Annotated in this window: 11 protein-coding genes and 6 pseudogenes; all 17 read left to right on the top strand. The window is 51.9% G+C overall.

Features of this window, described 5'->3' with window-relative positions:
* The first annotated feature begins 175 nt into the window (after positions 1–175).
* The gene (locus P378_RS17285) at positions 176–799 is read left to right on the top strand and encodes a hypothetical protein (RefSeq protein WP_099084081.1); all 624 of its coding nucleotides are present in this window, start codon (positions 176–178) and stop codon (positions 797–799) included.
* A 1-nt stretch (position 800) separates the two neighbouring features.
* Positions 801–1439 carry a SpoIIIAH-like family protein gene (locus P378_RS17280; RefSeq protein ID WP_099084080.1) on the top strand — a complete coding sequence of 213 codons (639 nt, stop codon included), beginning with the start codon at positions 801–803 and terminating at the stop codon, positions 1437–1439.
* Between the two features lie 309 nt (positions 1440–1748).
* A pseudogene (gene accB, locus P378_RS17275) lies at positions 1749–3653 on the top strand (acetyl-CoA carboxylase biotin carboxyl carrier protein).
* 9 nt (positions 3654–3662) lie between these two features.
* A pseudogene (gene accC, locus P378_RS17270) lies at positions 3663–5011 on the top strand (acetyl-CoA carboxylase biotin carboxylase subunit).
* Positions 5012–5083: 72 nt separating this feature from the next.
* Positions 5084–5497, top strand: coding sequence for an Asp23/Gls24 family envelope stress response protein (locus P378_RS17265; RefSeq protein ID WP_099084079.1), 414 nt, complete (start codon positions 5084–5086; stop codon positions 5495–5497).
* Positions 5498–5650: 153 nt separating this feature from the next.
* Complete coding sequence (gene amaP, locus P378_RS17260; RefSeq protein WP_099084078.1) at positions 5651–6187, top strand: alkaline shock response membrane anchor protein AmaP; 537 nt, start codon at positions 5651–5653, stop codon at positions 6185–6187.
* A gap of 23 nt (positions 6188–6210) precedes the next feature.
* Entirely contained in the window at positions 6211–6432 is a 222-nt protein-coding gene (locus tag P378_RS17255; RefSeq protein WP_099084077.1) for a DUF2273 domain-containing protein, read from the top strand.
* A gap of 81 nt (positions 6433–6513) precedes the next feature.
* Positions 6514–6954: a transcription antitermination factor NusB gene (gene nusB / locus P378_RS17250; RefSeq protein WP_099084076.1), complete on the top strand. Its 441-nt coding sequence runs from the start codon at positions 6514–6516 to the stop codon at positions 6952–6954.
* Positions 6955–7036: 82 nt separating this feature from the next.
* Positions 7037–7887: pseudogene (locus P378_RS17245) on the top strand (sulfide/dihydroorotate dehydrogenase-like FAD/NAD-binding protein).
* Positions 7880–9286, top strand: coding sequence for an NADPH-dependent glutamate synthase (gene gltA / locus P378_RS17240; protein ID WP_099084075.1), 1407 nt, complete (start codon positions 7880–7882; stop codon positions 9284–9286). The pseudogene P378_RS17245 and the gene gltA overlap by 8 nt, the downstream one beginning before the upstream one ends.
* Before the next feature lie 285 nt (positions 9287–9571).
* On the top strand, positions 9572–10801 hold the full coding sequence (gene xseA, locus P378_RS17235) for an exodeoxyribonuclease VII large subunit (RefSeq protein ID WP_099084074.1): 1230 nt from the start codon (positions 9572–9574) through the stop codon (positions 10799–10801).
* A 55-nt stretch (positions 10802–10856) separates the two neighbouring features.
* The gene (locus tag P378_RS17230) at positions 10857–11735 is read left to right on the top strand and encodes a bifunctional 5,10-methylenetetrahydrofolate dehydrogenase/5,10-methenyltetrahydrofolate cyclohydrolase (protein WP_099084073.1); all 879 of its coding nucleotides are present in this window, start codon (positions 10857–10859) and stop codon (positions 11733–11735) included.
* Positions 11729–12333, top strand: a pseudogene (locus tag P378_RS17225) (cyclodeaminase/cyclohydrolase family protein). The gene P378_RS17230 and the pseudogene P378_RS17225 overlap by 7 nt, the downstream one beginning before the upstream one ends.
* A gap of 41 nt (positions 12334–12374) precedes the next feature.
* On the top strand, positions 12375–12611 hold the full coding sequence (xseB, locus tag P378_RS17220; RefSeq protein ID WP_099084072.1) for an exodeoxyribonuclease VII small subunit: 237 nt from the start codon (positions 12375–12377) through the stop codon (positions 12609–12611).
* Positions 12611–13493: pseudogene (locus P378_RS17215) on the top strand (polyprenyl synthetase family protein). Before xseB ends, P378_RS17215 begins: the two are co-directional and overlap by 1 nt.
* A 785-nt stretch (positions 13494–14278) precedes the next feature.
* Positions 14279–14859: pseudogene (locus tag P378_RS17210) on the top strand (hypothetical protein).
* A gap of 18 nt (positions 14860–14877) precedes the next feature.
* Positions 14878–15181: 1-deoxy-D-xylulose-5-phosphate synthase N-terminal domain-containing protein (locus P378_RS17205; RefSeq protein WP_274378767.1), on the top strand; the 304-nt coding region annotated here is incomplete at its 3' end.

The following is a 15181-nucleotide window of genomic DNA, read 5'->3' as shown; positions in this document are numbered from 1 at the left end:
GAGAAATAGCTGTTTGACTTAAGGGTATTCCTTAAGGGTCTAGTTAATAGTTAACTTCACAACTACGATGGGCCCTCTAGATATTCCCCAACTAACAACAGGACCCCAGAGAAATGCCTATTAGGCTAGCAACTAGACCCCAAAGAACTACACTATCAGGCAAGGAGGGTTTTCTATGAGCTGGTTAAAAAACCTGGTAGGAGACGGAGAGGCGGACGGACCGAAGAAGGAGCAAATGAAAAAAATAAAGCTGCTGGCCGCCGGTGCCGTGATCGGAATTGGTTTGCTGTTCCTGGGCGGGCTGGGTAATGATAAATCCGCCAAGACACCACCGCCGGTCCAGGAAAAAGCCGCAGTCATCCAAAATCAGAACAACCAGGCCAAGACGGCCATGGCTTCCGAAGAGGAGTACCTGTCCCAGAAGTTATGCCAAATGCTGGAACAGGTGGAGGGAGCGGGCAAAGTTAAAGTTACGGTAAGATTGGAAAATTCCACTCAGACGGAATACGCTGTCAATACGTCCACCGGTAAGAAAACCACCCAGGAGAAAGACCAGTCCGGTGGAACCAGGGTCCTTACGGAGGACACCGACACCGGGCAGCTGGTGCTGGTCAGCCGTAACGGTGAAGAAACCCCGGTGATGAGCAGGGAAATTGCACCCACCGTAGCCGGTGTGCTGGTGGTGGCAGACGGCGCCGGTGACCCTGGCGTAAAGGCGCAGTTATTCAGAGCCACCCAGGTGGCTTTAGGGGTGGAACCCCAGAAGGTCATTGTAATGGCCAGAAAGGCAGGTGAATGATATGTCCAAGCGCTTTTGGTTCCTTGGACTGTTAACAGTCGTTGGGATCACCTTGCTGGCTGTGGGCTACAAGGGCGGGATCCGCGAGGTAAAAGATGCAGTGAGAATGGCCAACCCCCCGGTGATCCAGGAAAGCGGCAAATATGCACCTGAGAAACAGGAACCCTCCTTGGAAAATGCCAAAGATGCCGCCGGGAACATCATTAAGCCCGACAGCACTCCTTCCGGCAACGCCGTACAGGTTGAACAGGAGGAGACAGGAAACCAGGTGGACGACGTGATGAAAGAGGGCAGCGGCTTCTTTGTGGAGTATCGCTTGGAAAGGGAACGAAGCCGGGGGCACCAGATTGAAATCGCCAGGGAAATTATCAATAATGTTAATTCCGACCCGGACATTCGGAAGAAAGCCCAGGAACAGCTATATGTAATCAGCAGCAATTTACAAAAGGAATTGGAAGTGGAAAGCCTCATCCGAGCCAAAGGATACAGGGATGCGGTGGTGTTCCTGGAAGGCAAGACCGTCACCGTGGTCATTCAATCAAAGGACATGAACCAGGAGGACGCCATCAAGATTACCGATCTGGTGTCGCGCAGTACCCAGGTCAACCCGCAGAACATCGTGATTATACCGAAGTATTAACAAAGCTAGTCAGACGGGCTTTTCCCACTATGCACCTCCACGATCCGGCTCCCATTTTAGACATACCTGTAACACCTGTTATTAATGGAAAAAGTTTGTACAAAAAGTAAAATGCGAGCAGGTTTTTGGCAAAATCCTCAGAAATATTGTATACTTGTAATTGCTTGGTAGCCAAACCTCCAATCCTTCTATATAATTTATATTGTAACTAAATTCAATCTTTTTGACGGCAACTGACGGACCCGCTCAGGTTGTTTGGTTTTACAATAACCTGAGTTTTCTGTTGTTTTTGTTAGGGGAGGAGGAACTATGACGCATCGTTTGAGAATCACCGACACCAGCTTGAGGGACGGACACCAAAGCCTGTGGGCGACCAGAATGGCCACTGAGGATATGCTGCCCATCCTGGAAAAACTGGATCAAATGGGTTATCACTCCCTGGAGGTCTGGGGCGGGGCAACCTTTGATGTTTGCCTGCGCTTTCTCAATGAAGACCCCTGGGAGCGTCTCCGGCTGATTAAAAAGAATGTAAAGAACACCCCCCTGCAAATGCTGCTCCGGGGCAATCACTGTTAGGCTACATGCATTATCCCGATGACATACTGGAAGCCTTTGTTCATAAAACCGTAGAGAACGGCATGGATATCATCCGGATATTTGATGCCTTAAACGATATCCGCAATATGGAAAAGGCCCTGCAGGTTACCAAGCGGGCCGGGGCCCATGCCCAGGCCACCGTGGTCTACACCGTAAGCCCGGTCCATACCACCCAGCATTACCTGGAAACCGCCCTGCGATTGGAGGAAATGGGCGCCGACTCCATTTGCATCAAGGACATGGCCGGACTTTTGGCACCCTTTAAATCCTACGAACTGGTGAAACTGTTTAAAGCTCATTTAAATGTTCCTGTGCAGCTGCACTGTCATTACATCGGCGGCATGGCCGTAGGGTCTTACCTCAAGGCGGCTGAAGCCGGTGTGGATGTGGTGGACACGGCCTCGGTTCCCTTGGCCTTCGGTGCCTCTCAGCCCCCCGTTGAGACCGTTGTGCGGGCCCTTAAGGGAACCCCCTATGACACAGGCTTAAGCATCAAATCCCTGTTTGAAGTTGCCCAGTATTTTGAGGATCTTCGGAAACAACTGGGGCAGCAGCGTGGTGTAACCCGCATCAGCGACATGCGGGTGTTTGAGCACCAGGTGCCCGGCGGCATGATTTCCAACCTGGTATCCCAGTTGGAAGAACAGAAGGCCCTGCACCGGCTGGACGAAGTGCTGGAGGAGATTCCCCGGGTAAGGAGGAACTGGGCTACCCGCCGCTGGTTACGCCCACCAGCCAGATTGTGGGCACCCAGGCGGTATTGAACGTGCTCACCGGACAGCGTTACAAGCTGATTCCCGGCGAAGTAAAACTGTATGTCCAGGGGTACTACGGCCAACCGCCGGCCACCATTGACCCGGCCATCAGCCGTAAGGTGCTGGGAGATAAGGAACCCATCACCTGCCGCCCTGCGGACTTACTGGAACCAAAATTGGATAAACTAAGGGAAGAAATTAAAGATTTGGCCATTAGCAGGAGGATGTGCTGACCTACGCCATGTTCCCCCAGGTGGCCCGGAAGTTTTTTGAGGCCCGGAAAAGGGGAGAAACAGGCCCCCACCGGAAGGCCGCATCCATCAAGCCGGGAGCACCCGCTGACGCTAGTGGCGCCAAGAGGACCAAGGAGGCCAAAAACGTGAACCTTAGCGAATTAAAAGAACTGATTAAAGTACTGGACCAAACGGATATTACTGAAATAGATCTGGAAAGTGACGGGGTTAAAGTGTCCATCCGCAAGGGTGGCAAGGTGTCTGCCTCTGTAACAGCGCCGGCTGCTGCGCCTGCGGTGGAGACCCCGGCTGCGGAGACCCTGAAAACTCAGGAGGCCCCCATTGCCCCAGCCGCTCCGGCGGCAACGCCCGGCCAGTCCGCCGAAGGCCTGGTGCCCGTTACCGCACCCATGGTAGGAACCTTTTACCAGGCGCCGGCCCCGGATGCCGATCCCTTTGTGAAGGTCGGGGACGTTGTGCAGCAGGGCCAGACCCTGTGCATTATTGAAGCCATGAAACTAATGAACGAAATCGAAGCGGAAGTGGCCGGTGAAGTTGTAGAAATCCTGGTGGAAAACGGTCAGCCCGTTGAGTACGGACAGAAATTGTTCTTGATAAAGAAGAAGTAGGGAGAGCGCATGTTTAAAAAAATACTGATTGCCAACCGGGGTGAGATTGCCCTGAGAATCATCCGTGCCTGCCAGGAGTTAGGCATTAAGACGGTGATGGTCTACTCTGAGGCGGACAGGGACAGTTTGCCTGTTCGCCTGGCCGATGAAGCCTACTGCATCGGGCCGGCTCCCTCGGGCAGGAGTTATTTAAACATTACCAATATTATCAGTGCAGCGGAAGTATCTGGGGCGGATGCAATCCACCCCGGTTACGGTTTTTTGGCTGAAAATGCAAATTTTGCCATGATTTGCGAGGACTGTGGCATTACCTTTATAGGTCCTTCAGCCATGCCATTGAGTACATGGGGAACAAAGCCCTGGCCCGTAGCACCATGATCAAGGCCGGTGTGCCGGTGGTTCCCGGCTCTGAAGGGGCTGTCAAGAACGATGAAGAAGCCGTTGCCATTGCCAGGGAAATTGGCTACCCGGTTTTAATCAAGGCTTCCGCCGGCGGCGGCGGACGCGGCATGCGGGTAGCCCACAGTGAAGAGGATTTGCTGAAGGCCATCAGCACTGCCAGGAACGAAGCCCAGGCCGCCTTCGGCAACGGGGATGTTTATTTGGAGAAATATGTGGAGCAGCCCCGCCACATAGAAATTCAAGTGCTGGGGGACAAAGAAGGGAACCTGGTTTATCTGGGAGAGCGGGACTGCTCGGTGCAGCGCCGCAACCAGAAGGTCATTGAAGAGGCTCCCTCGGTGGCACTAACTCCTTCCCTGCGCCGTAAAATGGGCGAAATGGCCATTAAAGCATCCAAAGCGGTAGGGTATTACAATGCGGGAACCGTTGAATTTCTGCTGGACAAGAATAACCGCTTCTATTTTATTGAAATGAATACCCGGATTCAGGTGGAGCACCCGGTCACCGAACTGATTACCGGTATTGATTTGATTAAAGAGCAAATCCGTATCGCTGCCGGAGAACCCCTTGGCTACGGCCAGAATGACATTCGCATCGACGGTTGGGCCATTGAGTGCCGCATTAATGCGGAAGACCCGGACAAAAATTTTATGCCCCACCCCGGCACCATCCGGTTGTATCATGCTCCCGGCGGCCTCGGCGTAAGAGTGGACAGCGCTGCCTTTACGGGCTATGTCATTCCGCCCTTTTATGATTCGATGATTGGCAAATTAATAGTCTGGGGCAGGGACCGGGAAGAGGCCATTCGCAGAATGCAAAGGGCTTTGGATGAATTTGTGGTGGAGGGAATTCCCACCACCATCCCCTTCCACAAGAAAGTCCTTAACAATGCCTTCTTCCGGCGGGGAGAAGTCTACACCAACTTTATTCAGAGACGCATTTTGCCGGAGCAGTAACCCGAGTTGCCGTGCCTTACCAAAATATGCTATAATGCACATGGAAGTGAATGGATCATTTGGAGGTGTACCATGGCAGACAATAAACGGGATATAGTGGTTATGACTCCCCAGGAGGGTTTGGGCGGTATCCGCATTTCCGATGATGTGGTAGGAGTCATCGCCGGCATGGCGGCTACCGAAGTTCCCGGTGTGGCAGGCATGAGCGGCGGCATTGGCGGCGGCATTGCCGAAATGCTGGGACGGAAGAACCTGTCCAAGGGCGTCAAGGTAGAGGTTGGCGAAAAGGAAGCTGCTGTTGACCTCTTTGTCATTGTAGAATTTGGCGTACGGATTCCGGATGTGGCATCCCAAATTCAAATGAATGTAAAACGCGCCATTGAAGGAATGACCGGCCTCTCTGTGGTGGAAGTGAACGTCCATGTACAGGGAGTGGCCTTTGCCAACCCGGAAACCAAGGAAGAAGAACCGAACCGTGTAAGATAACCCAAATTTAAATAGTCCTATCTAAAATCGGAACCAATATATTATTGGTTCCGCATTTTATATTTATAACTTAAACCAAACATAGTATTATAGGAAATTATGCTTTTATTTATCGTTCGGTTATAGTATTATAGTAAAAAGGGAGGGGGATTTGTGAGCCCCTTTGATCGTGGCCTTCTTGTTGTTTACACATTGTTAATGACACTGTTTTGTTCGCTGCTGCTGTCCATTGTTTCCGGCTGGTGGCAGCAGCCCCTGTACTTCCTCTGGCAAAGCCCCTATGTATTTGACCTGCAGTTGTACCTGTCTGTCTTTATCGGGCTGCTGCTGTTGATCGGCCTGCGATTGCTATGGGTATCCCTGACCCGGCGCCAGTCCGGCAGGGCGGTTGTGCACGACTATAAACTGGGACAAGTACGCATTTCGCTGCAAGCCATTGAGAATTTGGTAAAAAAGGTGGTTTATCAAATTCCCGGTGTAAAGGATGTAAGGCCCAGCGTAATCCAGACCACCGGGGGAATGGGATTGCATATCAGGGCCGTTGTGGCCCCGGATATCAGCATTCCTGAAATGAGCCGGGAAATCCAGCAGCGGGTCCAGGAGTATATATCCCAGACCACAGGGATTACCGTCAACGACATTAAAATCATTGTAGACAATATTTCCACCAACCGTCCCAGGGTTGAGTAGGCCCGCAGGAGGGAGGGTGTGAGATGTTCATTAAATTTATGCAGGAAATTTTAGAAAACCACCAGGGCAAAGCCATGGGAGTAATCCTTGGCCTGTTGTTTGGCTGGTTTGCCGTCAGCTACGGTTTTTTTAAGGCTGTTTTTGTGGCCTTTTGTGTCACTGCTGGTTATTTTATCGGCAAGGGGGTGGACGAACACTTCGATTTCCGGGGGGCCTTTGACCGGCTTTTTCGGGACCGTTGGTGACAGCTTGGGGAATGTTTTGTAACACTGCATCCTGGGTAAAACTAGAGGCAGAAGAACTATGACTTTAGAGGAGGTCCTAACTTGGGTAGAAGGCAGGCCAGGGAAACTGCGCTGCAGGCTTTGTTTCAAATTGACGTGGGAAAAAACGAACCGGACTTTGCCATCAAAAACACTGCAGAGGAGTTTGGAGCAGGTCCCCAGGAATTGGAGTTTGCACGACAATTAGTTAAAGGCACCCTGGAGCACATAGATGAAATAGACGCACTGATCAGCAGGGTTAGCAAAGAGTGGCAGTTAAGCCGCATGGCCAACGTTGACCGCAACATCATACGGCTGGCCCTTTATGAATTGAAGTTCCGGGAAGATATTCCCCCAAACGTGTCGGTGAACGAAGCGGTGGAACTGGCCAAGATTTTTGGCGGAGCGGATTCCGGCAGGTTCGTAAACGGCATTTTGGGTAAGTTCTTGCCTAACAGCGAAGGTGAGGAAGCAGAAACAGCCGCCTTGATTGAGAAGGACTAGAAACTATTTACATTAGATACCCGTTTAAAAACTTGGTATGCTATACATTGTAGTCTAAATGTTCAGAGAGGAGGAAACCAGGATGTATCAGATTATATCCAAAGAGACTTTGGCGCCGGCCATCCATGAATATGAAATTCTTGCTCCCAAGGTGGCCAAAAAAGCCAAAGCGGGGCAATTTGTTATCCTGAGAGTAGACGAAAACGGGGAAAGGATTCCCCTTACCATTGCAGATTATAACCGGGAAGCAGGGACCATTACCATTGTATTTGCGGAGGCCGGTTATTCCACCAAAAAATTAGCCAAACTGAATGCCGGTGATGCCGTGCAGGATTTCGTGGGCCCCCTGGGTGTTCCTTCTCATGTAGAAAGGTTTGGTAAAGTAGTTATGGTTGCGGGGGGTGTCGGGGTGCTCCGGTTTTCCCCATCGCCAGGGATATGAAGGCCGCAGGCAACCACGTTGTTGGCATCATGGGCGCTCGTAACAAAGAACTGATTTTCTGGGAAGAGCGTATGAAGGACGCATGCCACGAACTGCTGGTGACCACCGATGACGGTTCCTATGTCCGCAAGGGCTTTGTAACTGACGTCCTGCGGGAATATATTGAAAGTGCGGGAAAACCCGATCTGGTCATGGCCATTGGCCCCCTGCCCATGATGCGGGCGGTTGCTAACCTGACCAAAGAATATGAAATCAAGACCATGGTCAGCTTGAACTCCATTATGGTGGACGGCACAGGCATGTGCGGCGCCTGCCGGGTAACGGTGGGAGGAGAAACCCGGTTCGTCTGTGTAGACGGCCCTGAATTCGATGGTCATTTAGTTGATTTTGAAGAACAGTTAATGCGTTCCCGCAAGTATAAATCCGAAGAACAGCACGCTCTGAACCGGGGCGGTTGTGGCTGTGGTGGAGGAGGTAAATGCCATGGCTAAACAAATTATTCCGAAAAAGCATCCTATGCCCCATCAGGACCCCCAGGTACGGGCAAAAAACTTTGATGAAGTGGCCCTGGGATACACCGAAGAATTAGCAGTGGCCGAAGCCGAGCGCTGCCTTAACTGTAAAAAGCCTTTCTGTAAGCAGGGCTGCCCTGTTAGTGTAGACATTCCGGAGTTTATCGCTCTGGTTAAAGAAAGAAAATTTGATGAAGCCGCCAAGGTTATCAAACGCACCAACGCTCTGCCCGCGGTTTGCGGACGGGTATGCCCCCAGGAACACCAGTGCGAAAAATTCTGTGTTGTGGGCAAGAAAAACGAGCCCGTCGGCATTGGCCGTCTGGAGCGTTTTGTGGGCGACTACATCGTAAATAAAGAAGAAGAGATTGAAAAGGCAGAACCCACCGGTTATAAAGTGGCCATTGTTGGTTCCGGTCCTGCCGGTCTGGCCTGTGCCGCCGACCTGGCACGCTGGGGCCACAGCGTAACCATCTTTGAAGCGCTGCACACACCCGGCGGTGTTCTCATGTATGGTATTCCCGAGTTCCGTTTGCCCAAGCGGATTGTGCAAAAGGAAATTGAAAACTTGAAAAAGATGGGCGTGGAAATTGAAACCAACGCCATCGTCGGGCAAATTGCCTCCCTGGATGAACTGTTTGAAGAAGAAGGATATGACGCTGTCTTCCTGGGCACCGGTGCAGGAACACCCTACTTCATGAACCTGCCCGGCGAGAACTTCAACGGGGTTTATTCCGCCAACGAGTTCCTGACTCGCTCCAATTTAATGAAAGCTTACTGCTTCCCCGAGTGCGATACCCCGATTAAGGTCGGCAAGAAGGTGGCTGTCCTGGGCGGCGGCAACGTAGCCATGGACGCAGCCCGTACCGCCCTCCGCCTGGGCGCCGAAGAAGTTTATATCGTGTACCGTCGTTCCCGGGCCGAGCTGCCTGCCCGTCTGGAAGAAATCGAGCATGCCGAAGAAGAAGGCGTCAAGTTCCTCTTCCTGACCAACCCCACCCGCTACATCGGCAACGAAGAGGGCTGGCTGACGGGTCTGGAATGCATTAAGATGGAACTGGGCGAACCGGATGCCTCCGGCCGCCGGAAGCCGGTGGCCATACCGGGCTCCGAATTCGTGCTTCCCGTCGATGTTACCATCGTGGCCATCGGCCAGGGACCGAACCCGCTGATTACCAAAACCACACCGGATTTGGAAACCAACAAGCGGGGCAACATTGTTGCCGACGACTTTGGCAAAACATCCAAAGAAGGCGTTTATGCCGGCGGCGATGTGGTAACCGGGGCTGCCACCGTAATCAAGGCCATGGGTGCCGGACGGGTTGCCGCCCAGAGCATTCACGATTATTTAATGGCCAAGGGACCGAAGAAAAACTAACGAATATAAATGTAAGCTAAAAGGTGTATCGCCCCTTCACAGGGCGGTACACTTTTATTTATGGGCTATTTGTCTTAGAAAAATGCTTTTGGGTCCTGTTGTTAGACTTAAGGGTATTCCTTAAGGGCCCAGTTTTTAGTAAACTAGGTATTATGATGAAAATACTTATGTTAAAAAGGCTAGACCCGATAGTAATGCATATAAGTCTAACAACAAGACCCAGAAGGAATACCCTTAAGTCTATATATTAAAGGGGCCAGACCCCCAATTGAGAGGAACTACAGAATGAAAATCCTTTCCGTTTCAGAGCTTACCAAATACATAAAAGATAAAATCGAAAACGATTTCCTGCTGGCTAACACCTGGGTAAAAGGGGAAATATCTAACCTTAAAAACCATAGCTCCGGGCACATTTACCTTACTCTGAAGGACCGGGACGCCTGCCTCAAGGTGGTTATGTTTCGTTCCCGGGCCAGGGGGCTTTTGTTTCGGCCGGAAAACGGCATGTCTGTGGTTATTCACGGCTACATCTCCGTATATGAGCGGGACGGCAGCTACCAGCTCTATGCCGAGGGCATGGAACCGGAGGGAATCGGGGCGTTGTATATTGCCTTTGAGCAGCTGAAGCAAAAGTTGGCCGCCCGGGGCCTATTTGACCCGGGCAGGAAACGTCCCCTCCCCAGAATTCCCAGGGTGGTGGGGATCATCACCTCGCCTACCGGGGCAGCGGTGCAGGACATGCTCAACATTATCCGCCGGCGCTGGCCAAAGGTGCAAATTATCCTGGCGCCGGTTCTGGTACAGGGAGAGGGAGCGCCGGCGTCCATCGCCCGGGCCATCGCCCAAATGAACGGCTTGCAAGACATCGATGTCGTAATTGTGGGGCGGGGCGGCGGGTCCCTGGAAGAATTATGGGCCTTCAATACCGAAGAGGTGGCACTGGCCATTGCCAATTCCCGCATCCCGGTTATTTCGGCGGTGGGTCATGAAACGGACTATACCATTGCGGATATGGTGGCTGATTTGCGTGCTCCCACCCCATCGGCGGCGGCGGAACTAGTGGTGCCCGACTGCCGGGAAATGGCACGTTACCTGCAAAGCATGGAACAGAGGCTTACCAAAGGCATTACCAACGGCATGGAACGGGTCCGGCAGAGAGTAAAAAATTGTACCACCAGCCAACCGCTGCAGCGACCTTACCTGATCACCGGCAACCGGCAGCAGACTGTGGATATGCTCACCACCAATCTGCAGCGGGCCGGGAAACTCTTTCTGGCAGATAAAACAGCGTTGTTGGCCGGCCTGGCCGGAAAATTACATATCCTGAGCCCCCTGGCCACCATGGCCAGAGGCTACAGCATTTGCACCACAAGCGAAGGAAAAGTGGTAACCGATGCTGGCAGCTTGGAAACAGGACAGACTGTTCATGTACTGCTAAATAAAGGAAAGATTCATTGCACCGTCGAATCAACGGTCGAGGATAAAAATATAAAGTTCGAATCGGTGGAAATTTAACGTAAACAGAAATCGAACTTTGAATAGAATCTCGAACATCGAGGAAGGAGACATCATGACACAAATATTGGATGGCAAAAAAGTGGCGGCGATCCTCCGGGAAGAATTAAATCAAGAGATAACGTTGCTGAAAGAAAAGGGAACGGAAGCCAAGCTCTCGGTGCTCCTGGTGGGAGAAGATCCTGCCTCGGTGGCCTATGCCAAGTTCCTGGAAAAGGTCAGCGGCAATGCCGGTGTTCTTTTCGAACTGCATCAGCTGCCGGCCAATGCCAGCGAACTTTATGTAAAGCTAAAAATAGAGGATCTTAACAACGATCATTCCGTGCACGGAATTTTACTGATGATGCCCCTACCTCCCCATGTCAACAAGCAGCGGGTTATGGAAACGGTTTCCCCGCTGAAAGATGTGGATGGCTTACATCCCTTTAACCGGGGGCACTTAATTAGCGGCGGCGTGTGCCTGCAGCCCGCCACGCCCATGAGCTGCCTGGAGATCATGAAACGTTCCGGCATCTCCCTGGCGGGCAAACACATGGTGATCGTAGGCCGGGGAGAGACGGTGGGAAAACCTCTGGTGTTTATGGCCCTGGCCGAAAACGCCACCGTCACGGTATGCCACACCCGGACAACCGATTTGGCCGGCTTTACCCGGCAGGCGGATATCCTTGTTTCGGCGGTGGGTAAGCCCGGTTTAATTACAGCGGATATGGTGAAACCCGGAGCGGTGGTGGTGGATGCCGGTATCAGCGAAGTGGACGGACAGATCACCGGGGACGTCGATTTTGACCGGGTAAAAGAAGTGGCAGGTGCTATCACTCCGGTTCCCGGTGGCGTGGGAAGTTTAACCACCGTTTTGATGCTGAAAAACTTAGTGAAAGGTATTGACCTGCAGGAGAAGTCCAGGGAATGGGAGGAAGCTGAACAATTATGTTAGGTTATTTAAACTGGTCGGTGGAAGAATTATTCCAAAAAGCCGCTTCGCCTGCCCCGGAACCGGGCGGCGGCGGTGTTTCTGCCATGACCGGCTGCCTTGGCACGGGCATGCTGAGCATGGTGGCCCGCATTACATTGGGGAAAGAAAAATACAAAGATGTGGAAACGGAAATCAGCGGGTTAATTACCACGCTGGACAGGAATATAGAAACATTGAAGTCCCTGGCCCAAAGGGATATGGATGCCTTTCACGGCTTCATGGAGGCGCTGGCCATGCCCAGAAACACCCCGGAAGAAAAGGCCCTGCGGGAGGAAAAAAGCAGCAGGCCGCCCTGCTGTCTGCCGGAGTTCCCCTGGAGATCGCCGGGACCTGCCTGTCGGGCCTAAAAGCCGCCAATTCACTGGCCGCCATCGGCGCCAAGTTGGCCATCAGCGATGTGGGCGTAGGGGCTCACCTGCTGGAAGCGGCTCTGAAGGGGGCGTTGATGATGGTGGACGCTAACCTTGCTTACATAAATGATCTGGAAAAAGTTAAGAACATCATTGCGGAAAAAGAACAACTGATCCTGGAGGCGGAGGAAATCTCCAGGAGTACCTGACAAGCGTTCGGGGCCGTATGAAAGAATAGTGAGGGATGTACATGGAGGCTGAAAAACTTACCTTTGAACAGGCCCTGGCAAGATTGGAGGAAGTGGTCAAGGAATTGGAATCAAACCAACTCCCTTTGGACCGGGCGCTGGAATTGTTTGCGGAAGGAATCACTCTGTCTAAATACTGCAACGGTTGTTTGGAACAAGCGGAACAAAAAATCAGCATGCTTATGGCAGACGGTGAATTGAAAGAAGCGCCTTCACTTTGTCAGGGAGGGAATCGCTAGTGCCTTTTATGGAGGAACTAAAACATTGGTCCCAGCAAGTGGACGAGGCTCTCCAGGAGTACCTCCCGCCGGCGGTGCCTATCCTGCCACGATACACGACGCCATGCGCTACAGTGTTTTTGCGGGAGGCAAGAGGCTGCGGCCGATCCTGGTATTGGCAGCGGCAAAGGCTGTGGGGGGCAGCACAGACAAAGTGATGCCGGTGGCCTGTGCCCTGGAACTGATCCATGCCTACTCCCTGGTCCATGATGATCTGCCGGCCATGGATAACGATGATTTTCGCCGGGGACGTCCCACCAACCACAGGGTGTACGGCGAAGCCATGGCCATTTTGGCAGGAGATGCGCTGCTGACCCTGGCCTTTGAGCTGATTGCCCGGTGTGGGGAAAGCAACCCCGCGGAGGCTGTAAACCGAGTCACTCTGGAAATCGCGCAGGCTGCAGGATCCCGCGGCCTAATCGGCGGCCAGGTGGTGGACATCCTTTCCGAAAACCAGCACATTGAGGCCGAGGTGCTGGAATACATCCACCGTCATAAAACAGGTGCCCTTTTTAGAGCAGCCGTTAGGTCGGGAGCCATTCTCGGGGGAGCTGCCGGCAATCAACTGGAGGCGCTGACCACCTATGCGGAGCAAATGGGTTTAGCCTTTCAAATTAAAGATGATTTATTGGACATTGAGGGAGACGAGGTAAAAATCGGCAAGCCGGTGGGCAGTGACGTAAAAAATCAAAAAGTCACCTACCGTCTCTTTACGGCTTGGAAAAAGCCAGGGAAATGGCCGCCACGGCTGCCCGGGAAGCCGTTGATGCGCTGAAAATTTTTGATGCAGAAGCGGAATTTTTACGGTCGATGATGCATTTTATTATCAATAGAGATCATTAAAAAGATCGCTATCGCAAGCCAGAGCGATAGCGTATATGATTAAAAGAGTTTTCGTGATAAAAACCTCCTGCCATTCTACCGGCTGGTCTTGTTTAGTTCGTAGGGGCATTTGAGGCAGAGGTTTTAAGCATGTTATAATTTAAAGCGTGCAATAGACATACTTAAAAATAAGTGATGCAGTATCCTAGTCAGCATCACCTTTCCGAAGGCGGGCCTAAAAATCCGTCAAGGGCACATCGATGAAGTTCCTGGTGCTGGCTTTTGACGCCCAGTTGGGGGCTGGTACTGGGAGTTAAGGGGATGGGGCGACCTGCAACGGCATGTGGGCATCGACCCCGTCCCCGTGGAGACCCAAGTGCGTGGGGAGTCGGAAACGGCGAACTATGGCTTGGTTGTTAACCTGCATGTGGTAGGAAGCTGCGTGCAGTGTAGCCTGACTTGAAGTGGCACTGGTGGATTCCTCTGGTACAGCGGCAGAATACGGGCCCGTAATCTGCTGTTGTGGGATGAAACCTTTGCTGCAAAAGAGTCTAAGAAAGATTGATGCTGTCGAGGAAAACTCCTAGGCTGTCCGGCACCACGCCGGGGTAGATCAGGGATTAAAGTGTGGACTAAGTGGTAATCTAGTCCTGAGAGCGGCGACGCCTCAGATAGGGTTTAATGGGAAACCGCCGGTTTGGCGACAGCCGGTACCGCTATGGGAAAACCTGCTGGACCTAAGCCACAACATTTACCTGATCTGCTACCACTTATTAAATTTTACATACTCACATGAGGTGAACTTTTTGGGTAATCATAAATCCAATGTTTCGAGTCGCTACCTGCTTTTGGTTTCCATTGGATCTTTCCTTTTGGCGGTTATTTTCTCTCTCCTGTCTGAAACCATGACCAGGATCGTACAAAGCGTACTTATATCCTTGTCAGGTTTGCTTACTATTATACTTATTGGTATCTTTGCCGATATTATCGGAACAGCGGTTACCGCTGCCCAGGAGGCACCTTTTCATGCCAAAGCGGCCAAACGTGTACGCGGGGCGAAGGAAGGTGTTTTTTGTTACGCAATGCCGGTAAGGTTGCCAATATATGCAACGATGTCATTGGCGATATCGTCGGTACAGTGAGCGGTGCTTTAGGGATCTCAATTGTGGTTAAAATAGTTAGTAACAACCCGGGCACGGATGCCTTTTGGGCCAATATCATCATGACGGCGCTGATTGCCTCCCTGACGATTTCCGGCAAAGCATTAGGAAAAACACTAGCGCTCTCCAGGGCAAATGATGTAATATTCTTGGTAGGTAAGGTTTTGGCTTATTGGGAGAAACTTACTGGTAAAAACCTGGGAAAAAAGAATCGTTCCAGGTCTTAAAAAGAAGGTGGACAAGGTTTGACCTCATTATTAAAAACCATTTACAGTCCTCAGGACATACAGAACTTAAGTCTTAAACAACTAAAAAGTTTAGCCGATGAAATCCGAGACACCATTATTCAGACCGTGGCGGAGACCGGCGGTCACCTGGCTCCCAACCTGGGAGTGGTAGAACTTACCCTGGCCCTGCATCGGGTTTTTAACTCTGCGGTGGACCGGATTATCTGGGACGTGGGTCACCAGAGTTATGTGCACAAGCTGCTGACCGGCCGCCAGGTCCAGTTTGCCACCCTGCGACAATACGGCGGCATCAGCGGGTTTC

The organism is Desulforamulus profundi (genome assembly GCF_002607855.1).
This window is presented reverse-complemented; position numbering and strand designations above follow the sequence as displayed.

Coding starts and splice junctions, on each gene's coding strand:
- P378_RS17285 (WP_099084081.1), top strand. CDS start 176: ATGAGCTGGTTAAAAAACCTGGTAGGAGACGGAGAGGCGGACGGACCG.
- P378_RS17280 (WP_099084080.1), top strand. CDS start 801: ATGTCCAAGCGCTTTTGGTTCCTTGGACTGTTAACAGTCGTTGGGATC.
- P378_RS17265 (WP_099084079.1), top strand. CDS start 5,084: ATGGCAGACAATAAACGGGATATAGTGGTTATGACTCCCCAGGAGGGT.
- P378_RS17255 (WP_099084077.1), top strand. CDS start 6,211: ATGTTCATTAAATTTATGCAGGAAATTTTAGAAAACCACCAGGGCAAA.
- gltA (WP_099084075.1), top strand. CDS start 7,880: ATGGCTAAACAAATTATTCCGAAAAAGCATCCTATGCCCCATCAGGAC.
- xseA (WP_099084074.1), top strand. CDS start 9,572: ATGAAAATCCTTTCCGTTTCAGAGCTTACCAAATACATAAAAGATAAA.
- P378_RS17230 (WP_099084073.1), top strand. CDS start 10,857: ATGACACAAATATTGGATGGCAAAAAAGTGGCGGCGATCCTCCGGGAA.
- xseB (WP_099084072.1), top strand. CDS start 12,375: ATGGAGGCTGAAAAACTTACCTTTGAACAGGCCCTGGCAAGATTGGAG.